At 67.8% G+C, this 21,405-nt stretch carries 24 protein-coding genes; 19 read left to right on the top strand and 5 right to left on the bottom strand.

What is annotated here, in order from left to right; translation table 11 throughout:
- Window positions 1-10: 10 nt before the first annotated feature.
- From ACP2AH_RS05040 to motA, 5 genes are read right to left on the bottom strand one after another with little or no spacing between them, the layout of a single operon-like run.
- Window positions 11-1,030 (bottom strand): flagellar motor switch protein FliG, encoded by a 1,020-nt coding sequence (locus tag ACP2AH_RS05040; RefSeq protein WP_244450435.1) that lies wholly within the window; start codon window positions 1,028-1,030, stop codon window positions 11-13.
- A gap of 15 nt (window positions 1,031-1,045) precedes the next feature.
- Window positions 1,046-1,378, bottom strand: a complete 333-nt coding sequence (gene fliN / locus ACP2AH_RS05035; RefSeq protein WP_307021848.1) for a flagellar motor switch protein FliN — start codon at window positions 1,376-1,378, stop codon at window positions 1,046-1,048.
- Window positions 1,375-1,692, bottom strand: coding sequence for a hypothetical protein (locus ACP2AH_RS05030; protein WP_425104808.1), 318 nt, complete (start codon window positions 1,690-1,692; stop codon window positions 1,375-1,377). Before ACP2AH_RS05030 ends, fliN begins: the two co-directional genes overlap by 4 nt.
- Window positions 1,673-2,617 carry a flagellar motor switch protein FliM gene (locus ACP2AH_RS05025; RefSeq protein WP_425104807.1) on the bottom strand — a complete coding sequence of 315 codons (945 nt, stop codon included), beginning with the start codon at window positions 2,615-2,617 and terminating at the stop codon, window positions 1,673-1,675. Before ACP2AH_RS05025 ends, ACP2AH_RS05030 begins: the two co-directional genes overlap by 20 nt.
- A 4-nt stretch (window positions 2,618-2,621) precedes the next feature.
- A complete protein-coding gene (motA, locus tag ACP2AH_RS05020; protein ID WP_425104806.1) occupies window positions 2,622-3,506 on the bottom strand; it encodes a flagellar motor stator protein MotA in 885 nt (294 codons plus the stop codon).
- Window positions 3,507-3,644: 138 nt separating this feature from the next.
- On the opposite strand from motA, the gene ACP2AH_RS05015 reads away from it, so the two are divergent.
- The 19 genes from ACP2AH_RS05015 (at window position 3,645) to ACP2AH_RS04925 (ending at window position 21,404) form a co-directional block, all read left to right on the top strand.
- A complete protein-coding gene (locus ACP2AH_RS05015) occupies window positions 3,645-4,412 on the top strand; it encodes a DUF1217 domain-containing protein (protein WP_425104805.1) in 768 nt (255 codons plus the stop codon).
- 3 nt (window positions 4,413-4,415) lie between these two features.
- Window positions 4,416-5,132 (top strand): flagellar basal-body rod protein FlgF, encoded by a 717-nt coding sequence (gene flgF, locus ACP2AH_RS05010; protein WP_425104804.1) that lies wholly within the window; start codon window positions 4,416-4,418, stop codon window positions 5,130-5,132.
- A 1-nt stretch (window position 5,133) separates the two neighbouring features.
- The gene (gene fliI, locus ACP2AH_RS05005; RefSeq protein ID WP_425104803.1) at window positions 5,134-6,456 is read left to right on the top strand and encodes a flagellar protein export ATPase FliI; all 1,323 of its coding nucleotides are present in this window, start codon (window positions 5,134-5,136) and stop codon (window positions 6,454-6,456) included.
- A gap of 96 nt (window positions 6,457-6,552) precedes the next feature.
- Entirely contained in the window at window positions 6,553-7,809 is a 1,257-nt protein-coding gene (locus ACP2AH_RS05000) for a flagellar hook protein FlgE (RefSeq protein WP_425104802.1), read from the top strand.
- Between the two features lie 7 nt (window positions 7,810-7,816).
- Complete coding sequence (gene flgK, locus ACP2AH_RS04995; RefSeq protein ID WP_425104801.1) at window positions 7,817-9,271, top strand: flagellar hook-associated protein FlgK; 1,455 nt, start codon at window positions 7,817-7,819, stop codon at window positions 9,269-9,271.
- Between the two features lie 3 nt (window positions 9,272-9,274).
- Window positions 9,275-10,324 (top strand): flagellar hook-associated family protein, encoded by a 1,050-nt coding sequence (locus tag ACP2AH_RS04990; RefSeq protein WP_425104800.1) that lies wholly within the window; start codon window positions 9,275-9,277, stop codon window positions 10,322-10,324.
- Window positions 10,325-10,340: 16 nt separating this feature from the next.
- Window positions 10,341-10,688, top strand: a complete 348-nt coding sequence (gene flaF / locus ACP2AH_RS04985) for a flagellar biosynthesis regulator FlaF (protein WP_421699448.1) — start codon at window positions 10,341-10,343, stop codon at window positions 10,686-10,688.
- A gap of 9 nt (window positions 10,689-10,697) precedes the next feature.
- Window positions 10,698-11,096: a flagellar biosynthesis repressor FlbT gene (gene flbT / locus ACP2AH_RS04980; RefSeq protein ID WP_244450423.1), complete on the top strand. Its 399-nt coding sequence runs from the start codon at window positions 10,698-10,700 to the stop codon at window positions 11,094-11,096.
- Between the two features lie 72 nt (window positions 11,097-11,168).
- Complete coding sequence (gene flgD / locus ACP2AH_RS04975) at window positions 11,169-11,564, top strand: flagellar hook assembly protein FlgD (RefSeq protein ID WP_244450422.1); 396 nt, start codon at window positions 11,169-11,171, stop codon at window positions 11,562-11,564.
- Window positions 11,565-11,567: 3 nt separating this feature from the next.
- Entirely contained in the window at window positions 11,568-11,834 is a 267-nt protein-coding gene (gene fliQ, locus ACP2AH_RS04970) for a flagellar biosynthesis protein FliQ (RefSeq protein ID WP_307021828.1), read from the top strand.
- A 6-nt stretch (window positions 11,835-11,840) separates the two neighbouring features.
- Window positions 11,841-13,925, top strand: coding sequence for a flagellar biosynthesis protein FlhA (gene flhA / locus ACP2AH_RS04965; protein ID WP_425104799.1), 2,085 nt, complete (start codon window positions 11,841-11,843; stop codon window positions 13,923-13,925).
- On the top strand, window positions 13,922-14,677 hold the full coding sequence (locus ACP2AH_RS04960) for a flagellar biosynthetic protein FliR (RefSeq protein WP_425104798.1): 756 nt from the start codon (window positions 13,922-13,924) through the stop codon (window positions 14,675-14,677). Before flhA ends, ACP2AH_RS04960 begins: the two co-directional genes overlap by 4 nt.
- 3 nt (window positions 14,678-14,680) lie before the next feature.
- Window positions 14,681-15,082 (top strand): hypothetical protein, encoded by a 402-nt coding sequence (locus ACP2AH_RS04955; protein WP_425104797.1) that lies wholly within the window; start codon window positions 14,681-14,683, stop codon window positions 15,080-15,082.
- 40 nt (window positions 15,083-15,122) lie between these two features.
- Window positions 15,123-15,614: a rod-binding protein gene (locus ACP2AH_RS04950; RefSeq protein ID WP_425104796.1), complete on the top strand. Its 492-nt coding sequence runs from the start codon at window positions 15,123-15,125 to the stop codon at window positions 15,612-15,614.
- The gene (locus ACP2AH_RS04945; protein WP_425104795.1) at window positions 15,611-15,988 is read left to right on the top strand and encodes a hypothetical protein; all 378 of its coding nucleotides are present in this window, start codon (window positions 15,611-15,613) and stop codon (window positions 15,986-15,988) included. The genes ACP2AH_RS04950 and ACP2AH_RS04945 overlap by 4 nt, the downstream gene beginning before the upstream one ends.
- On the top strand, window positions 15,985-16,506 hold the full coding sequence (locus tag ACP2AH_RS04940; protein WP_425104794.1) for a hypothetical protein: 522 nt from the start codon (window positions 15,985-15,987) through the stop codon (window positions 16,504-16,506). Before ACP2AH_RS04945 ends, ACP2AH_RS04940 begins: the two co-directional genes overlap by 4 nt.
- A gap of 20 nt (window positions 16,507-16,526) precedes the next feature.
- The gene (locus ACP2AH_RS04935) at window positions 16,527-18,200 is read left to right on the top strand and encodes a methyl-accepting chemotaxis protein (RefSeq protein WP_425104793.1); all 1,674 of its coding nucleotides are present in this window, start codon (window positions 16,527-16,529) and stop codon (window positions 18,198-18,200) included.
- Between the two features lie 55 nt (window positions 18,201-18,255).
- Complete coding sequence (locus ACP2AH_RS04930) at window positions 18,256-20,934, top strand: chemotaxis protein CheW (protein ID WP_425104792.1); 2,679 nt, start codon at window positions 18,256-18,258, stop codon at window positions 20,932-20,934.
- Window positions 20,931-21,404, top strand: coding sequence for a chemotaxis protein CheW (locus ACP2AH_RS04925; protein ID WP_244450412.1), 474 nt, complete (start codon window positions 20,931-20,933; stop codon window positions 21,402-21,404). Before ACP2AH_RS04930 ends, ACP2AH_RS04925 begins: the two co-directional genes overlap by 4 nt.
- Window position 21,405 lies beyond the last annotated feature (1 nt).

Raw genomic sequence — 21,405 nt, 5'->3', positions numbered from 1 at the left:
GTGGCCTGACCTAGCGCACATAGGCTTCGTCCTCGCCGCCGGCGTTGAGCTCGATCTCGCCGCGCCCGGCCATTTCCAGCGCCATGTCGGTGATGGCGCGGCGGGCCTCGTGCACGTCGCGGTGCGAGGCCGGCTCGCTGCTCGTGAGTTCCTGCTCGACCATGCGCCGCACGCGCGAGCCGAGCGACTGCAGGATGATCTCGCGGAACTGCGGATCCGTGCCCTTCAGCGCCATCACCGTGCGGTCGTTCGGCACCTGGTCGAACAGCGCCGTGCGGGCGCGCGGCGGCAGCGAGATGATGTCGTCGAAGGTGAACAGCAGCCCCTTGAGGATTTCCGCCGATTTCGGCCGCGTGCTCGCAAGGCTGGAGAGGACGTTCTCCATGTCGTCGCGCTCCATCTTGTTGATGATGTCGGCGATGCGCGCATGGGTGTCGGCGCCCGCATTGCGGGCGAGGTTCACCATGAAGTCCTCATGGATGGTGTTCTCGATGATCCGCATCGTCTCGTCGACGATCGGCTTGAAGCCGAGCATACGGCGCATCACGGCGTTGCGCATCGCCTCGGGCAGATGGCCGAGCACCTTGGCGGCGCAGGACGGCTTGACCTTGGACAGGATCAGCGCCGCGATCTGCGGGTGCTCCTTGATCACATAGGCGGCGATCGTGCCTTCGGCGACCCCGGAAATACGGTCCCAGATACTGTGATTGGTCGAGCCGAGAATGTCGGTCATGATCGCGGAGATCTGCTCGGGGGGCAGGACCCCGTCGAGCAGCCGCTCCACATCGCTGGGCGAGCCGACCACATTCGCGCCAGCGACGAACTGGGTGGCGAATTCCTCGATGGCGAGCTCGACCTGCGCGGTCGATACCGGGCGCATCTCCGCGATGGCGCGGGTGATCGCCTTGATCTCCTCGGGCTGGAAGTGCTTCATCAGCCGCGCCGCCACCGGCCGGCCCATGGTCATGAGCAAAGCGGCGACACGGTCGGAACCCTGTAGCGGGCGGGCCACCCGAGTGACGGCGGACATGCGCGCTCAACCGTCTCAGCGCGAGAGATCGGCACCGGACGCGCCGACGATCTCGGTCAGCGACACGCCGAAACGGGAATTGTCCTCGTCCACCACCACGACTTCGCCGCGGGCGATGATGCGGCCGTTGACGACGATGTCGACCGGCTCGCCGACGCGGCGGTCGAGCGGCACGATGGCGCCACGGCCCAGCTTCATCAGCTGCGCCACCGGCAGGTGCGCCGAGCCCAGCACCACCTGCAGCGTGACCGGAACGCGCAGCAGCGATTCGAGGCCGCGGCCGCCGAAGCTCTCCTCAACCGTGCCGCTGGCCGACAGCACTTCCGGGGCGAAGGTTTCGTGGCTCATCCGCGCGGGTCCTTGTTCACGGGGGTGGGGAGAACGGCGGCGGCCTCGGCGCGGGCACGGTCGAGCCGGGCGACCAGCGCCTCCGCCTCGCCGATGCGCGTGCACAGCGCCGAAATCAGCTCGCGGCTATCATTGTTGAGCAGGGCAACGGCATCGCGCGCCTCGCCCAGCGCCGCGGCGCTGTCATGCAGCGCCAGCCGGTAGTGGCGCCCGACCGTCGAGAGCTCGTTGAGCTTGAGATACATCAGCACGACGCAGCCGCTCGTCACCACGAGCGCCACGAACAGCACCGCCTCAGCGGGGGAGAATGTCATCGATGAACTCCTGATCGAGGTCGACCGCCTCTTCGATACGCAGCACATAAGACCCTTCAGCTTGCCCGAGGCTGCACCAGAACAGCGGCTGCTCGACGCTCTCCAGCTTGACCCGGCTGCGCGGCGTCGCTTGCAGCGGCAGGATCTGCCCGACTTCCAGCTGCGCGGCGTCGCCGAGCGTGATCTCGCGCTCTTCCAGCACCGCGCGCAGCCGCACCTCGGTGCGCTGCACCTCGCCGCGTATGTGCTTGGTCCAGATCGGGTCGCGCGGGGAGGATTCGCCGGCGGTGGTGCTGGCGAGCTGCTGGCGCAGCGGGGTGAGCGCGCCCTGCGGAATCAGCACGAACATCTCGCCGCCGCGATTGAGCGCCTGCAGCAGGAATTTGGCGCAGATGGCGAGGTTGTTGCGCCGGCCGACCACCGCAAAATCCATGCGGGTTTCCTGGCGCTGGAACTTGAAGCTGACCTGGCTCACCAGCGCGAAGCTGCCCTGCAGTGCCTTCGCCACCTGCTCGAACAAGGCGATGGCGATGCGCAGCTCGATATTGGAGAAGGAGCGCTCGTCATCCACCGGCGGTTCGGAACCGTCGGCGCCGAACAGAACCTCGACCATGCTGAACACGAAGTCGCGGTCGAAGCCGACAATGACGTGGCTGTCCCATTCCGGGGAGTGGAAGACGCCGACGATCGCCATGCCCTCATAGCTGTCGAGCACGTCGCCGATGCGCCCGCTCTCCACCTGGCTCAGCGAGTAATAGGCCTGCGAGGAGGCCAGCTGGCGCAGGCTCTCCGCGCACAGCGTCGCCATGCGGTCGAAGATGACGTGCAGCATCGGCAGCTTGTCGAGCGAAAGCCCGGCAGCGTCGAGCAGAAGGTCGCGAATATCGGCCGGCGTGCCGGTGGAGGGGGTGGCGCGCATGTTCATGTGATCAGGCTGCCTGGGGAACGGCCGTGAGGTTCGGCACGTTGGAAATCGCCTCGGCTTCCACCTCGTCGATGGTCGGGCGCTCGGAGGAAGAGATCGTCTTGCGCCCATGTTCGAGCGCGATCTGCGGCAGCGCCCCGTTCATGTAGGCGATGAGCGACTGCTTCACGATGATGTAGGGCTGGACCTGCTTCTCGCGCATGATCTTGATGTAATGCGCCATCGGCCCAAGGATCGCGTAGGAGGTGTAGATACCGATCAGGGTGCCGACCAGGGCCGAGGCGATGTAGTGGCCGAGGATTTCCGGCGACTGGTCGATGGCGCCCATCGCCTTGACGATGCCGAGCACCGCCGCGCAGATGCCGATGGCCGGCATGCCCTCGGCCACCGTGCTGAGCGCCCCGGCCGGCTTGGTCTTGTACTTCTTGATGGTCGAGATTTCCTGTTCCATCAGCCCCTCGATCTCGTGCGAGCGGGCATTGCCGATGACGATGAGCCGCGCATAGTCGCAGATGAACTGCGTCAGCTCCTTGTCCTTGAGAATGTCCGGGAAGTGCTGGAACAGCGCGGAATTGGCGGGGTCGTCGATATGGCCTTCGACCTCGTTGCGCGGACGGGTGCGCAATTCGCGCATCAGCGCATAGAGCAGGCCGAGCAGACCGAGGAAATCCTTGCGCTTGGGCGCCTTGCCGGCGAAGGCCTGACCCAGCGCCTTGCCGGTGTCCTTGACGGTGGACATCGGGTTGGCGATGAGGAAGGTGGCGAAGGCGATGCCGAAAATAATAACATATTCAAAGGGTTGCCAAATCACTTCGAGATGGCCGCCCATCGCGACGAAGCCGCCTCCAATCGAGGCAAACCCCAGGACGATGCCAATCAGAATGAACAATGCCGACCCCTCCGTTGTTGGCTGAGGGTCTAGGCAAGCAAGATTGCGCGAGGCTGGCCCTGCCCGGCCGGACGGCGCGGAAGCCCGGCGCAAGCTTGCCGCGCCAGGGTGGCGGCCGGACCGGAGCCGGGAACCGCCATGACCACCACCTTCGCGACCTTCCAGTCGCTCACGCGCAACATGACCCGCACGCTCTCGCTGAAGGCGGCGGAGCCTTCGGTGGCGCTGGAGACCAAGCACTTCCTCGCCACCATCCCGAAGATCAAAACGGTCGACGCCTTCCTCAAGAACACCCGCGTCTTCACCTATGCAATGAACGCCTTCGGGCTCGGCGACATGGCCTATGCCAAGGGCTATATGCGCAAGGTGCTGACCGAGGGCATCGTCGACCCCAAATCCTTCGCCAACCGGCTGAATGACGAGCGCTTCACCGCCTTCGCCAAGGCGTTCGACTTCGACAATTTCGGCCCGCTCACCACGACGCGCCCGGCGGCGCGGCAGGATGTGGTCGACGCTTATGTGCGCCAGAAGCTCGAAGTCGATGCCGGGGCGGAGAATGAAGGCGTGCGGCTCGCGCTTTATTTCCAGCGCGAGGCGCCCAAGGTGAAGTCGGCCTATGGGCTGCTCGCCGATCCCGCCCTGTGGAAGGTGCTGAAGACCGTCTACGGCTTTCCCACTGCCATGGCCTCCGCCGACATCGAGAAGCAGGCCTCCGCCGTCACCCAGCGCCTCAAGCTCGCCGAGCTGCAGGACCCGGCCAAGCTCGACCGGCTGATCCGCCGCTTCACCGCGCGCTGGGATGCCGACCAGGGCGTCGCCGCCTCACCGACGCTGGCGCTGTTTCCGGCCAATGGCGTCGGCATGCGCACCGGCATGGCGCTGCTGAACCTCAAATATGGAGGCTGATCCATGCCGAGCCTTTACGTCCCGCTGGCGGCACAGGTCGCGACCGAACGGCGCATGGCGACCATCGCCAACAACATCGCCAATATGAGCACCCCCGGCTTCCGCGCCGAGTCGATCAAGTTCGAGCGACTGCTCTCCACCGCCGGCGACCAGGAAGTGGCCTTCGTCTCCGAGGGCGAGACCTACACCTCGCTCGCCGCCGGCCCCGTCAACTACACCGGCAACCCGCTCGACGTGGCGCCGCAGGGCGACGCCTGGTTCGCGGTGCAGACCCCGGCCGGGCGGGCCTATACGCGCGACGGGCGTCTGCACATCGCCCCGACCGGCGAGTTGCTGACCGTCGATAACCTGCCGGTGCTCGATGCCGGCGGCACCGCGATGCTCGTCGACCCCGCCGGCGGCGAGATCCGCATCGGCGCCGACGGCGCGATGACCCAGGGCGCCAACCGCGTCGGCACGCTCGGCCTGTTCACCCTGCCGGCCGGTGCCAAGCTGACCCGCCAGGGCAATGCGGTCATCCCCGACCGCCCCGGCCTGCCGGTGCAGGACTTCTCCAGCCTCGGCGTGCGCCAGGGCTATGTCGAGGGTTCGAATGTCGACCCGATCATGGAGATGACGCGGCTCATCGCCGTGCAGCGCACGTTCGAGATGGCCGCCCAGGCGGTGCAGCAGAGCGAGGACCAGACGTCCGAGGCCATCCGCACGCTGGGGCCGTCATGAGATGAACGCGCTGGCGCGGCTGGAAGCGGCGGTTCAATCCGGGCTCGACGATCTGCCCTTCGTGCGCGTCTCCGGCACGGTGCGCGAGGTCACGCCGACGCATTTCCGCGTCTCGGGCCTGTCCTCCCATCTCACGCTCGGCGCCTGCGTGTCGGTGGAGGCCAATGGCCGAAACCTGATCGGCGAGGTGGTGCGGCTCGACGAGGGCGGCGCCACGGTGAAGCCGTTCGACGAGCGCGTGCCCATCGGCCTCGGCGCCCCGGCGCACCGCGCCCGCGCCCTCGCCTTCCGCCCGCATGAGGAATGGAAGGGGCGGGTGATCGGCGCGCTCGGTCAGCCGCTGGACGGGCTCGGCCCGCTCACCCTCGGCGACGAGGCGCGCGAATTGGAGGCCGACCCGCCGGAGGCGATGAGCCGGGCGCGCATCCACAAGCCGCTGCGCACCGGGGTGCGGGTGATCGACCTGTTCACCCCCATGGTCGAGGGCCAGCGTATCGGCATCTTCGCTGGCTCGGGCGTCGGCAAGTCCACCCTGCTCGCCATGCTGGCGCGCTGCGAGGGCTTCGACACCATCGTCGTCGCGCTGGTCGGCGAGCGCGGACGCGAGGTGCGCGAATTCCTCGAAGGTCCGCTGGCGCCCAACCGCCACCGCTCGGTGGTGGTGGTCGCCACCAGCGACGAGAGCGCGATGATGCGCCGCCTCGCGCCGCGCGCCGGCTTCGCCGTGGCAGAATACTTCCGCGACCGGGGCGAGCAGGTGCTGCTCATCATCGACAGCGTCACCCGCTACGCCCATGCCGCGCGCGACGTGGCGCTGGCGGCAGGCGAGCCGGCGGTGGCGCGCGGCTATGCGCCGAGCGTGTTCAGCACCCTGCCGCGCCTTCTGGAACGTGCCGGCCCCGGACCGGAAGGCAAGGGGGCGATCTCCGCCATCTTCTCGGTGCTGGTTGATGGCGACGACCATAACGACCCGGTGGCCGACGCGGTGCGCGGCACGCTGGACGGCCATATCGTGCTCGACCGCGCGATCGGCGACCAGGGCCGTTTTCCCGCCGTCAATGTGCTGCGCTCGGTCTCGCGCCTCGCCGACCTCGTCTGGAGCCCGGAGGAGCGCGACCTGATCCGCCGGCTGCGCAGCCTCATCGCCCGCTTCGAGGACACGCGCGATCTCAGGCTGATGGGTGGCTACCACCCCGGCGCCGACCCCGAGCTCGACCAGGCGGTGAAGGTGGTGCCGCGCATCTATGAGGCGCTGTCGCAATATGCCGACGCGCCGCCGAGCCGCGAACCCTTCGCCGAACTCGCCCAGGCGATCCGCGGCTAACCCTACGCGGCTAGCCCTACGCGGCCGCGCCGCGCACGCCAGTCTCGCGCAAGCCTGACAGGGTCAACTGCGGCAACGACACCGAGGAGTGATGAAATGAGCCTCTATGGCATGATGCGGACCGGTGTGTCCGGCATGGCGGCGCAGTCCAACAAGCTGGGCACCATCGGCGACAACATCGCCAATTCGGGCACCACCGGCTATAAGCGCGCGTCCACCGAATTCTCCAGCCTGCTGCTGCAGAGCGGGCCGGGCGAGTACAATTCCGGCGCGGTCAACACCAGCGTGCGCTACGCGGTGAGCCAGCAGGGCGCGTTCAACTATTCCACCTCCGCGACCGATCTCGGCATCCAGGGCAACGGCTTCTTCCTGGTCTCCGATCCAAACGGCACCTCCTATCTCAGCCGCGCCGGCTCCTTCACCGTCGATGCCTCCTCCGGCAATCTGGTGAACACCGCCGGCTTCACGCTGATGGGCTACGACATCACCAATGGCGACCCCAATGTGGTGCTGAACGGCGCCGGCGGGCTGAAGCCCGTGCGCGTCGCCGATGTGCGGCTCGCCGCCAATCCCTCGCGCACCGGCGCCTTCGCCGCCAACCTGCCGGCCGCCGACACGGCAGTGACGGGCAGCACCCCGGCGGCCAACGTCGCCGGCTCGTCCTATTCGCAGAAATCCTCGCTGGTGACCTTCGATAATCTCGGCAGCGAGGTCACCATCGACATCTATCTCACCAAGACCAGCGACAGCCCGATCGCCTGGGAAATGACCACGTTCGACCGCGCCGGCGCGGCGGCGGGCGGCGGCTTCCCCTACGCCAATGCCCCGCTGTCCACCCAGACGCTGGATTTCGACGCGCTCGGCAACCTCACCTCCGCCCCGACCACGGCGCTGAACGTGCCAGGCGGCCAGACGCTGACGCTCGACCTCACCGGCATGACCCAGCTGGCCGACCGCTACACCCCGCTCAACGCCACGGTGGACGGCAACGCCCCGAGTTCGGTGTCGAGCGTCACCATCGACAAGAACGGCGTCGTTTCCGCCGTCGATCTCAACGGGCGCAAGTCGCCGCTCTACAAGATCCCGCTCGCCTTCGTCACCAGCGCGGACAAACTCGCCCCCAAGGCGGGCAATGTGTTCGAGACCACGCGGGAATCGGGCGGGCTGCAGATCGGCTTCGCCAATGAGGGCGGGCTCGGCACCATGGTGTCCGGCGCCACCGAGCGCTCGAATGTCGACATGGCGTCCGAGCTGACCGAAATGATCAGCGCCCAGCGCGACTACACCGCCAACTCCAAGGTGTTCCAGACCGGCTCCGAACTGCTCGACGTGCTGATGAGCCTGAAGCGGTGATACGCCGATGAGCCTGTCGCTCGCCTTCAACACCGCCCGCGCTTCGCTCGCGGCGACCTCAACGCAGATCGAGACGACGACCCGCAACATCGCCAATGCGGGTCAGCCGGGCTCCTCGCGCAAGATCGCCGTCACCACGACGGAAGCGACGGGCGGCGCCTATGTCGTCACCGTGTCGCGGGCGAGCGACGGACCGCTCTATACGCGCATGCTCGGCGCGACCTCGAACGCGGCCGACCGGCAGGCGGTGCTGGATGGGCTCGACCGGCTGCGCACCGGCATGGGCGATGTCACCGGCGACAATTCGCCGGCGGCACGCCTTGGCGCGCTTGGCGACGCGCTCGCCCAGTTCGCCAACGCTCCGGACGATCCCGCGCTCGGCGCCCGCACCGTCACCATGGCGCAGGACCTCGCCACCACGCTCAACAGCGCCGCCACCACCGTGCGCACCGTCCGCTCCGAGGCCGATAGCGGCATGGCGCGCTCGGTGGCACGGGTCAACGATCTGCTCAAGCAGTTCGCCACCGAGAACGACACGGTGGTGCGCGGCACCGGCGCCGGGCGCGATGTCAGCGACGCGATGGACCGGCGCGACACGCTGCTCGCCAGCCTGGCCGAGGAAATGGGCGTCACCGCTGTCTCGCGCGGCAATAACGACCTCGTGCTCTACACCGATGGCGGCGCCACCCTGTTCGAGACCACGCCGCGCAGCGTCAGCTTCGCCACCACGCCGGTGCTCGCCGCCGGCATGGCCGGCAAGGCGGTGATGGTGGATGGCGTCAGCGTCACCGGCGCCGACGCCACCATGCCGCTGCGCTCCGGCCGGATCGCCGGCCTCGCCGAACTGCGCGACCGCACCGCCGTGACGCTGGAGACGCAGCTCGACTCCCTCGCCTTCGGCCTCACTCAGGCCTTTGCCGAGAAGGACCAGACCGGCGGTGGCGCGCCCGACGCGCCCGGCCTGTTCACCGATGGCACGGCGAACCTGCCGGCGGGCCCCACCGGCCTCGCCGCGCGTCTCACCGTCAACCCGGCGGTCGATCCCGCGCAGGGCGGCAGCCCGAGCCGGCTGCGCGACGGCGGCATCAATGGCGCGGCCTATGTGGTCAATACGAGCGGCCAGCCGAGCTTCGGCGCGCATCTGCAGGCAGGTGGCGCCGCGCTGGCCGAGGTGCGCGATTTCGACCCCGCCTCCGGCATTCCCGCCCGCTCCACCATGGCCGATTTCGCCGCCGCTTCCACCGGCTGGCTGGAAGGCCAGCGGCAGGTGGCGGCGCGGGAGACGGAAAGCGAAACCGCGCTGCTCGCCCATGCCTCCTCGGCGCTGTCCAACGCCACCGGCATCAACATGGACGATGAATATGCCCGGCAGCTCGACCTCGAACGCAGCTACCAAGCCTCGTCCAAGCTCATTGCCGTGGTCAGCAGCCTCTATGACGCGCTCTTCCAGGCTCTGAGGTAAGCGATGCACTCCAGCTTTATCTCCACCCTCTCGCTCAACAATGCGCCGCGCGCCGCCCTGCCCCGGCTGCAGAGCGAACTCGCCAAGGCGAGCCAGGAACTCACCACCGGCCGGCGCGCCGATATCGGCCGCGATCTCGGCGTGGCGGTCGGCGAGAACCTCACCCTGCGGCGCGACCAGACCTCGCTGCAGAGCCTGATCGACGGCAATGCCTCGACCGGCGCCGTGCTCGACCGCACCCAGACCGCGCTCGACGACATTCGCGGCCAGGCCGATCGTTTCCTCAGCGCCATGGTCGGCATTTCCGACGCCAATAGCGGCGCCGGCGTGCTGGCGGCGCAGGGACGTTCCGCCCTCGATGCGCTCACCTCGACGCTCAACCTCACCGATGGCCGGCGCTATCTTTTCGGCGGGCTGAACAGCGGCACCAAGCCGATGGCCGGCTTCGAGGAGGGGCCGGAGGCGGCGATAACAGGGGCCTTCGCCGCCCGCTTCGGGCTTGATCCCGCCGATCCGATGAAGGATCCGGCCGTGGCGCAGATCCCCGTCGCCGACCTCGCCGACTTCATCGACACCACCTTCGCCGCCTCCTTCGAGGAGCCGGGCTGGAGCGCCACCTGGTCGGACGCCAGCAGCGAGAACCGCCGCGCCGCCATCTCCTCCACCGCCCAGATCGAGGTCGGCGCCAGCGCCAATGAGCCAGCCATGCGCAAGCTCGCCATGGCATACACCATGATGGCGACGCTGGGAGGCGCCGGGCTCAAGGGCGACGCGCTGAACACCGTGCTCGACAAGACCCGTGGCCTCCTCGGCAGCGCCATTTCCGGCGTCACCGACATATCGACCCGGGTCGGCTCCGCCCAGAGCCGCATCGACGCCGCCGACACCCTGATGCGTAGCGCCATCGACGCCACGGATCGCCGCCTCAACGTGCTCGAAGCCGTCGACCCGGCCGAAGCCAAGACGCGGTTCGACACCATGACCACCCAGGTCGAGATGTCGTACTCGCTGACCGCGCGAATACTTAAACTGTCCATCATGGACTACGTCTAGGACGAAAGGTCTAAAGATGTACCGCTTCTCCTATGCCGAGATACTCGGCGATTCCGCTGCCGAAGCCCGGGACGAGGAGCGCCTCGCGCTCGACCGCGCCATCGACATGCTGACGCGCGCCCAGGCCAACGGCCCGTCCTCGCCGGAGGCCGCCGAGGCGGTGCTCTATCTGCAGAAGCTCTGGGGCTTCCTCATCCGCGACCTCAGCGATCCGCACAATGAGCTGGCCGAGCAGCTGCGCGGCAATCTGATCTCCATCGGCCTGTGGGTGATCAAGGAGGCGGACCAGATCGTTCAGGAACGCTCCTCCAATTTTGCCGCCCTCATCGAGGTCAACCGTTCCATCCGCGACGGGCTGATGTGAGGCGCGGCGATGCAGATTTCCCTCAAGCCCGGTGAACGCCTGTTTCTCAACGGCGCCGTCATCCGCGTCGACCGCCGGGTGACCGTCGAGCTGATGAATGACGTGGCCTTCCTGCTGGAAAGCCATGTTCTCCAGGTCGAGGACACCACCACGCCGCTGCGCCAGCTCTATTTCGTGGTGCAGATGATGCTGATCGAGCCGCACCGCATGAACCAGGCCCAGCGCCTGTTCCGCGAGCAGCTCGCCGCGCTCGTCGTCTCCTTCCGCACCGAGTCGATGGTCGCCGCGCTGACCCAGATCGGCGATCTCGTCGATACCGGCCGCTATTTCGACGCGCTGCGCTCTATCCGCCGCCTGTTCCTCGTCGAGGAGACCATCCTCGGCTGCGACGCGCCCCGGGCCGCCTGAACCTTTTCCGAGCCGCGCCAACGCTGCCGCCCCGCCGCCGCCTGTTGCGTGCGGCCCCAAGGGAGTTCCGCCATGACCAGCATCAACGCCCTCGGTGGCAGCACAAGCGCGGCCGCGCCGGCCAAGTCGGGCGGCAGCACGCTCGACTACAGCGCCTTCCTGCAGCTGCTCGTCGCCCAGATGAAGACGCAGGACCCGACCAAGCCGATGGACAGCGCCCAGTATCTGGGCCAGCTCGCCTCCTTCTCGCAGGTGGAACAGAGCGTCTCGGCCAATGCCAAGCTCGACCGGCTGCTCACCTCCTCCGCGCTGCAGATCGCCGATGCCGCCGTCGGGCGCACCGTCACCAGCGCCGATGGCAGCGTGACCGGACAGGTGGCCTCGGTGCGCATCACCTCGGAAGCGCCGGTCGCCACCCTCACCGACGGGCGGGAGATCACCCTCGGTTCCGGCATCCGGATCGCCTGAGCGATGAACGAGGCCGACGCTCTCGATATCGTCCAGTCCGCCATCTGGACCATCATCATCGCGTCCGGCCCCGCGGTCGCGGCGGCGATGCTGGTCGGCATCGGCGTCGCCCTGTTCCAGGCTCTGACGCAGGTGCAGGAAGTCACCCTCACCTTCATCCCGAAAATCATCGCGGTGCTCATCGTCACCGCCCTCACCGCCACCTTCGTCGGCCAGCAGATCCTCGCCTTCACGCAGGAGGTCTATGGCCGCATCGGCACCGGATTCTGATGCATCATGAGCGCCCTGACCGCCGCACCCGCCACTGAGCGCGCCTCCCGGCGCGACATAGGCTTCGCGGCGGGCATCGTCGCCATCCTCACCATCCTGTTCCTGCCCATCCCGGCCCCGCTCATCGATCTCGGGCTGGCGCTCTCCATCGCGCTCTCCGTGCTGATCCTGATGGTGGCGCTGTGGATCCAGAAGCCGCTGGAATTCAGCGCCTTCCCCACCGTGCTGCTGATCGCCACCCTGCTGCGCCTCGCGCTCGGCATCGGCACCACGCGCCTCATCCTCGCGGAAGGCGGCGAGGGCGTTCACGCCGCCGGACACATCATCAGCGGCTTCTCGCAGCTGGTGATGAGCGGCGATTTCGTCATCGGTATCGTCGTCTTCGTCATCCTGATCACCGTCAACTTCCTCGTCATCACCAAGGGCGCCACCCGCATCGCCGAGGTCGGCGCGCGCTTTACCCTCGACGCCATCCCCGGCAAGCAGATGGCGATCGACGCCGATCTCAATGCCGGCCTCATCGACGACAAGGAAGCCCAGAAGCGGCGCAGCGAGCTGGAGGAGGAAAGCTCCTTCTTCGGCTCGATGGACGGCGCCTCCAAATTCGTGCGCGGCGAGGCGGTGGCGAGCCTGATCATCATCGCCGTCAACATTTTCGGCGGCATCATCATCGGCGTCACCCGTCACGGCATGGCGCTGCACGAAGCGGCGGACATCTATACCCGCCTCTCCGTCGGCGACGGGCTGGTCTCGCAGATCCCCGCCCTCATCGTCTCGCTCGCCGCCGGCCTGCTGGTGTCGAAGGGCGGCACACGCGGCGCCACGGAAAAGGCGGTGCTCGGCCAGCTCGGCGCCTATCCGCGCGCGCTCTATGTCGCCGCCGCCCTGCTGTTCTGCCTGGCGCTGGTGCCCGGCCTGCCGCTGGTGCCCTTCGCCGGCCTCGGCGCCATCATGGCCTTTGTCGGCTACAAGGTGCCGCAGCACCTCGCCCGGCAGAAGGAGGCCGAGCAGGCCCGCGCCGCGCAGGCGCAGCAGCAGGCCGCTGCCGAGGCCAAGGATTCGGTCAAGGAATCGCTGCGCACCGCCGAGGTCGAGGTGGTGGTCGGCAAGCAGCTCGCCACCATCGTGCTGCGCAACCCGGCCGAACTCGCCCACCGCATCGGCAAGATGCGGCGCAAATTCGCCGAGCGCTACGGCTTCGTGGTGCCCGACATCCGCGTGACGGAAGGGCTCGGCCTGCCGGCGAAGAACTACCAGATCCGGCTGCACGGCACCGCCATCACCGGCCATGAGATGCGGATCGGCGAAGCGCTGGTGGTGATCGGCGAAGGCCCGCGCCCGGACGTGCCCGGCGACGAGACCCGCGAGCCGGCCTTCGGCATGAAGGCGCTGTGGGTGTCGGACGCCTATGCCGCCGAGGTCAAGCGCGAGGGCTTCATTCCCATCGACGCGCTTTCCATCATGCTCACCCATGTTAGCGAGGTGGTGTCGAACAATCTCGCCCAGCTGCTGTCCTACAAGGACATGCGCGCGCTGCTCGACCGGCTCGATCCCGAATATAAGCGGCTGATCGAGGATATGTGCCCCTCGCAGATCTCCTATTCCGGGCTGCAGGCGGTGCTCAAGCTGCTGCTGGCCGAGCGCGTCTCGGTCCGCAACCTGCACCTCATCCTCGAAGCCATCGCCGAGATCGTGCCGCATGCCCGCCGTTCCGAGCAGGTGGTGGAACATGTGCGCATGCGCATGGCGCAGCAGATCTGCGGCGATCTTTCCGAGGGCGGGGTGCTGAAGGTGCTGCGGCTCGGCGGCAAATGGGACCTCACCTTCCATGAGAGCCTGAAGCGCGACGCCAAGGGCGAGGTGGCGGAGTTCGACATCGACCCGCGCCTTGTCGAGCAGTTCGGCACCGAGGCCTCTACCGCCATTCGCGAGCGCATGCGCAGCGCCGGCAGCTTCGCCCTCGTCACCGCCCCCGACGCCCGGCCCTATGTCCGGATGATCATCGAGCGCATGTTCCCAGCGCTGCCGGTGCTCTCGCATGTGGAAATCGCCCGCGGGGTGGAAATCTCCTCGCTCGGGGCCATCGCGTGAACAGCGCGGCGGAGGCGCCCCTCGTCGCGGCGTTCCTCATCTTCTGCCGCCTCGGCGCCTGCTTCATGCTGATGCCGGCGTTTTCCAGCAGCCGTCTGCCGGCCAAGGTCCGGCTGTTCCTGGCGCTGGGTATTTCCTATGCCCTCTACCCGCTGCTCGGCGACGGCATCACCCGCACCGTGGCCGGCCTGTCGCAGGCCCAGTTGCTGCTGGCGATCGGCGGCGAACTCGCCACCGGCGGCATTATCGGCCTGCTCGCGCGCATTTTCTTTCTCGCCCTGCAGACGCTGATGACGGCGGCGGCGCAGGCGCTGAGCCTCGCCACCCCTTCCAGCATGATGGCCGACGATGAAGGCCAGGTGCCGGAGATCGCCACGCTGATGGGGTTGTCGGCCATCGCCCTGCTCTTCGCCACCGAGCAGCACTGGGAAATCCTGCGCGCGCTCATCGATTCCTATGCGCGTCTGCCGCCGGCCGGCACCTTCCAGACCGGCGCCTCGCTTGCCTTGGTGGTGGACCGGCTCACCGACACCTTCCTGCTGGCGCTGCGGCTGGCAAGCCCGTTCCTCATCTATTCCGTGGTGGTGAACTTCGCGGTCGGCCTCATCAACAAGCTGACCCCGCAAATACCCGTCTATTTCATTGCGATGCCCATCATCACCGCCGGCGGGTTGCTGCTGCTCTATGCGACGGTGGACGATGTGCTGCGCATGTTCCTGGAGGCCTTCGCCTCCTGGCTGGTGAAAGGCTGAACCATGGTCGCCACACTGCGCAAGGCACGCCGGATCGAATCCGTGCAGGGGCAGATGCACCAGCGCGCCGAAAGCGCGCTCGCCCAGCTGGAGCGGGCGCTGGCCGAGGTGCAGCGGGAGCGGGGCGAGGTGCTCGCCGTGCTCAACAACGAGGCCGTGCCCTCCTTCGTCATCGCCCTCGCCGCCCCGCGCCTGCGCGCGCTCGACGCGCAGATCGCCCGGCTGCAGCAGGAAGTGGCACGCCAGAAGGTGGTCGCGCTCGACGCCGCCATGCGGCTGAAGCGGGCGGAGCGCCTGACCGGCAAGGCCGCCGCCCACGCCAACGCCGCGCAGGAGCGCGCCGATCTCGACGACGCGCTCGAGGCTTTCATCGCCCGGAGTGGCGCAAGCTTCCCGCCAGCCTGACCTGCGAGGCTGCAACCGTCAAAATGTAACGGTGCAGCCGATGAGCATTCAGCCGCCATCCGATATCCTTCTCGACGTGGTGAAAGCCGCCGATCCGCACAAGGCGCAGGCCATGGCGGCGCGGCTGCGCGAGGTCGCGTCCGCCGGTCCGGCCGGGGCCGTGGACCTCGCGGAGGGCGCGCGTTTCGACGACGCCCTCGCCAGCGAAGGTGTCGCCGTTCCGGTCCTCGGTGAAGGCACCGGCCCGCTCGGCGGCTTCTCCGCCCGGGCGCTGTCCAACGCCACCGCTCTCTCCGCCCGTCACGAGGCGCCCGGCGCCTCGCCCTATCGGCGCTTCGAGGCGATGGTGCTGAGCGGCTTCGTCGAGCAGCTGCTGCCGAAATCGAGCGCCACCCTGTTCGGCGCCGGCACCGCCGGGCAGGTCTGGCGCTCCATGCTGGCCGAGCGCATCGCCGACGAAGTGGCGAAGTCCGGCGGCATCGGCATCGCCCAGCACCTCGCCGCCGCGCGGGGCGGGTCCAGCGCATCATGACCGCCAACCCCGCCCTTGCGACGCTGAAGGGCCTGCTCGACCGGCTGGAAGAGACGGTGAAGGAGGAAACCTCCGCGCTCGCCCAGCGCCGGCCGCTGGACTTCGAGGAGATCAACCGCCGCAAGAGCCGCAGCCTGCTGGAACTGACGCGCGCCATTCGCTCGCTGCCCGAAGCGTTCGACGCCGCCCGCGAGGGCGGGCTGTCCGCGCGGCTGGCGCGGCTGCGGGCCGGGCTGGAGGCCAATCAGGACATGCTGCGCATCCATCTTTCCGCCGCGCAGGAAATCGCCGCCCTTCTCGGCCGCGAAATGGGCGAGGCGGAATCCGACGGCACCTACTCCTTCGCCCAGCTCAACCGGCAGGCCGCGCGATGATGCGTCTGCTGTTCATCGGCCTCTGGGTCTGCCTGGTAACGCTGCTGGCGAGCTATGGCGGGGCCTATTGGATGGCGGGATCGGCCGGCGCCAAGAGCGAGGAACCCTACCTCGCCGGGCTCGAATATCGCCGGCTCGACCCCATCAACGTGCCGATGATCATCGACGGCACCGTGCGCGGCTATGTCATCGCCAAGCTGGTGTTCACCGCCGATGCGGGGACGCTGCGCAAGCTGCCGATCGAACCGCAGATCTTCGTCACCAACGCGGCCTTTGACGAGATTTACACTGAAGGCCGCATCGAATTCGGCAAGTTGTCGAAATACAACCTCGCCGAGATGATGGCCAACATTCGCAACAGGGCAAATGAAAAGCTGAAGGGCGAGGTCATAACCGAAATACTCGTCGACGGCATCAACTACATCGACAAGTCCGAAATACGTGCCCTTGTCGACAGGACCGGCGACGCGCCGAAGAAGAAATCATCCGCCGCCTCAGGCGAAAAAGCAACGCATTGATCTCACCCGGAAATGTCCACATGAAGATCACCGGTAAAATCTACTCCATCGTCGCCACGTTGGGCCTGACAACGGCGATCGTCGGCGGCATTTCGGTCTACACGCTGGCGCATGAAACCCGCCTGGCCAACAAGCTCGACCAATTGCACCGCCAGGCCTTCCTCGCCGAACGCATCAACGGCCTGGTCAGCACCGTCGTCATGGACGCGCGCGGCATCTACATGTCGAAGGACACGGAAGCCGCCAAGCCCTTCGTCGCCGGCCTGAAGCGCAGCCTCAACCAGCTGGAGGAGACCGCGCAGGAAGTGACCTCGACCAATGACGCCGATGTGCGCGCGAGCTTCGGCCCGGTCGCCAAGGATGTCGCCGACTTCGTCACCTTCCGCACCGAGACCGCGCGCCTCGCCACCCTGGAAGGCCCGCAGGCGGCTAACACGCAGGGCAACAACGAGGCCAACCGCGCCAACCGCAAGGCGCTGCAGACCTCGCTCAAGGAACATGTCGAGCGGCTGCGCGACATGACCGACCCGCTGCGCGAGGAGTTCAACACCGTCAGCGCCTGGGCCGGCTTCGTCATCCTCTCCGCGACGATCATCGGCCTTCTCATCGGCATCGGCACCGGCCTCTATATCGGCGTCGTCACGCTGAGCCGTCCCATCCGCCGGGTCATCGAAACGGTCAAGGCCGTGGCCAATGGCAAGCTCGATGTCGCGGTCGAGGCCAATCCCGGCAAGGACGAGATCGGTGACCTCTGGCGCTCCACCGGCGAGCTCCTGGGCAAGCTGCGCGATGCCGAGCAGCTGCGCGCCGAGCAGGCCACCAATGCCGAGCGCATGGAAGCCGAGAAGCGCGTCGCCATGCGCGATCTCGCCGACCGTTTCGACAGCGAAGTCTCCGGCGTCGTCCGCTCCGTGGCGGCCGCCGTCACCCAGCTCGAGCACTCCGCTTCCAGCATGAGCTCGTCCGCCGACGAGACCAGCAAGCAGTCCACCGTCGTCGCCGCCGCCGCCGAACAGGCGACGAGCAATGTGCAGATCGCCGCCTCCGCCGCCGAGGAACTCGCCGCCTCGGTGCGCGAGATCGGCCATCAGGTGGCCACCGCCGCCAAGATCGCCGGCGAAGCCACCGAACAGGCGACCGGCACGGCCGATGTGGTGCGCGGCCTTTCCACCAACGCCCAGCGCATCGGCCAGGTGGTGAACCTCATCACCGACATCGCCTCGCAGACCAATCTGCTGGCCCTCAACGCCACCATCGAGGCGGCGCGGGCGGGCGAGGCGGGACGCGGCTTCGCGGTTGTGGCGATGGAAGTGAAGACCCTCGCCGAGCAGACCTCGAAGGCGACCGACGAGATTTCCTCGCAGATCGCCGCCGTGCAGGGCGCCACCAACGACGTGGTGCGGGCGATCGAGAACATTACCGGCACCATCCGCCGCATCGACGAGATTTCCAGCGCCATCGCCACCTCGATCGACGAGCAGGGGGCGGCGACCGGTGAAATCGCGCAGAACGTCCACCAGGCGGCCCAGGGCACACAGGAAGTGTCCTCCAGCATATCGACGGTGAGCGTCGCCGCCGCCGATACCGGCCGCGTCTCCGCCGAGATCGTCCGCTCCGCCACCGATCTGTCGTCTCAGGCCAGCCGCCTGCGCACCCAGGTCGACACCTTCATCGAACGCATCCGCGCCGCCTGAGCCCCGCCGGCGCCGTGCGCGCCGGCTCCGAGATCACCCCAATCCAGTGAGTGTCATGGACGATCTGCTCCGCGAATTCCTGACGGAAACCAGCGAAAGCCTCGACGTCGCCGACGGCGAACTTCTGAGGCTCGAAACCGACCCGAACAACCGGGACATCCTCAACAACATCTTCCGCCTCGTGCACACCATCAAGGGCACGTGCGGCTTCATCGGCCTGGCGCGGCTGGCACGGCTCGCCCATGCCGCCGAGACGCTGATGGATGAGTTCCGCAACGGCCGGCCGGTGAAGTCGGGCGCGGTGGACCTGATCCTGCGCACCATCGACCGGATCAAGCTGATCCTGGCCGAGATCGAGCGCACCGACGGTGTCGAGCCTCCGGGCGCGGACGAGGACCTGATCACGGCGCTGGAAGCGGAAGCCGCGCAGGAAAGCGTCGAGGAAGAGGTGGTGGCCCCGCCGCTCGCCGCCGCCATGCCGGCACCGGTGGAGACCGCCTCCGCCGCCGGCACGCTGGAGCGCGAACTGCTGCCGGGCGAAGTGCCGCTGGACGAGCTGGAGCGCATGTTCCGCGAGACGGCGGTGGAAGCCCGCCCCAAGGCGGTCGCCACGCCCGCCCCCGCGCTCGCGCCGAAGGCCGCCGAGGGCGAGCCGGCCGCGGCCGGACACGACCCGGCGGCTGCGGCGGCGCAGACCATCCGCGTCAACGTCTCCGTGCTCGAACATCTGATGACGATGGTGTCCGAGCTGGTGCTGACCCGCAACCAGCTGATGGAAATCAGCCGCCGCAACGAGGACAGCGAGTATAAGAGCCCGCTGCAGCGGCTCTCCACCGTGACCGGCGAATTGCAGGAAGCGGTGATGCGCACCCGCATGCAGCCGATCGGCAATGCCTGGCAGAAGCTGCCGCGCATCGTGCGCGACCTCGCGCATGAACTCGGCAAGCATATCGAGCTGGAGCAGCACGGCGCCGAGACCGAACTCGACCGGCAGCTGCTCGACCAGATCAAGGACCCGCTCACCCATATGGTGCGCAATTCCGCCGATCACGGTCTGGAGCTGCCCGCCGCGCGGCGTGCCGCCGGCAAGCCGGAGAAGGGCACGATCCGCCTCGCCGCCTATCACGAGGGCGGCCATGTCATCGTCGAGATCGCCGATGACGGGCGCGGGCTCGATGTCAGCCGCATCAAGGCGAAGGCGGTCGAAAACGGCCTGTGCTCGGAAGCCGATGCCGCGCGCATGACCGATGCGCAGGCCTTCCGCTTCATCTTCCAGGCCGGCTTCTCCACCGCGCAGCAGGTCACCAGCGTGTCGGGCCGCGGCGTCGGCATGGATGTGGTGCGCTGCAATATCGAGGCGATCGGCGGCACGGTCGATGTGCGCTCTAAGCGCGGTGAGGGCACCACCTTCACCATCAAGATCCCGCTGACGCTGGCCATCGTCCCGGCGCTGATCGTCGAGAGCACCGGCGAACGCTTCGCCCTGCCGCAGACCTCGGTGGTCGAGCTGGTGCGGGTGCGCGGCGACAGCGAGCATTCGCTGAGCTTCATCAAGCACGCCCATGTGCTGCGCCTGCGCGACCGGCTGCTGCCGATCCTCGATCTCGGCGCGGTGATGGGCCTGTCCTGCCATTGGGGCGAGCGCCCCGAAGGCGAGCTGATCGTGGTGATGCAGGTCGGCAGCCAGCGCTTCGGCGTGGTGGTCGACAGCGTCTCGCACACCGAGGAAATCGTGGTGAAGCCGCTCGCCTCGGTGCTGCGTGGCATCTCCCTGGTCTCGGGCAGCACCATTCTCGGCGACGGGCGCGTCATCATGATCATCGATCCCAACGGCCTGTCCCAGCTCGCCGCCGCCCGCTCGGACAAGACCGGCGAAGCGACCAAGAGCGAGGCGGATGCCGCAAAGAGCGCCGATTCCAACCGCATGTCGCTGCTGCTCTGCCGCGCCGGCGCGGAAGGGCTCAAGGCGGTGCCGCTCGCCCTCGTCACCCGCCTCGAAGAACTCGACGCCGAGGATGTGGAGCGCCTGTCGGATCGCTGCGTCGCCCAGTATCGCGGCACGCTCATCCCGATCCTCTACGCCAATGACGAAGTGGAGCGGAAGACCTCCGGCAAGCAGCCGCTGCTCATCTTCTCGGAAGGCGAGCGGACCATGGGCCTCGTCGTCGACCAGATCGTCGACATCGTCGAGACCGCCTTCGAGCTCAAGCTGTCCTCGACCTCGCCGGACATCATGGGCGGGGCGATCATCAACGGCACCGCGACCGAGGTGCTGGATGTCGCCCATTTCGTGCAGCGCGCCTTCGGCGAAAGCTTCGACATTCCCGTCGGGCATGGCCATGAGCGCAACGGCCGTCTGCTGCTGGTGGACGACAACGCCTTCCATCGCGCCATGCTGGAACCGGTGCTGAAGGGCAACGGCTATGCCGTGACCACCTGCACCTCCGCCAGCGAGGCGCTGGAGAAGCTCTCCGGCGACGCCCGCTTCGACGCGGTGGTCAGCGAGGTCGACCTGCGCGGCCTCGACGGCATCGGCTTCGCCGAGCGCGTGCGCAGCGTGCTGCACATGGAGAACCTGCCGATCATCGCCATCGCCACCGGCGGCGACCCGGATTCCATCGAACGCGGCCGGATGGCCGGTTTCACCGATTATGTCGCGAAGTTCGACCGCAATGGCCTCCTCGCCGCCCTGCGCGAATTCGCGGTCCACGAGGATGAGGAGAAGGCGGCATGAGCACGGCAGCTGCCAATGTGGAAGGGCGCAGCGACGCCCATCAATATGTGACGGTCCGCGTCGGCGGACAGCTCTTCGGCCTGCCGATCTCGTCGGTGAACGAGGTGTTCGTCCCCGACCGCATCACCCCGGTGCCGCTCGCCTCGCGCGAGATCGACGGGGTGCTAAACCTGCGCGGCCGCATCGTCACCATGATCGACATGCGCCGCTTGCTCGGCCTGTCGGACGGCACCCTCGCCCGCATGGCGGTGGGGATCGAGCGCACGGGCGAGGCGTTCGCCCTGCTCATCGACGGGGTTGGGGACGTGCTGCTGCTCGACCCCAGCACCTATGAGAGCAACCCGCCCAATCTCGAGGAAGAGTGGACGCAGTTCGCCGAGGGCGTGCATCGCCTGGAGACGGAGCTGCTCGTGGTGCTCGACGTCGAGCGTGTGCTCGCCACCGTCGGTGGCGTGCGCAGCGCGGCATGAG

Origin of the sequence: Ancylobacter sp., assembly GCF_965249975.1 — a bacterium.
Classification (GTDB): domain Bacteria; phylum Pseudomonadota; class Alphaproteobacteria; order Rhizobiales; family Xanthobacteraceae; genus Ancylobacter.
The sequence above is the reverse complement of the archived record's forward strand: the minus strand, read 5'-3'. Positions and strand labels throughout refer to the sequence as shown.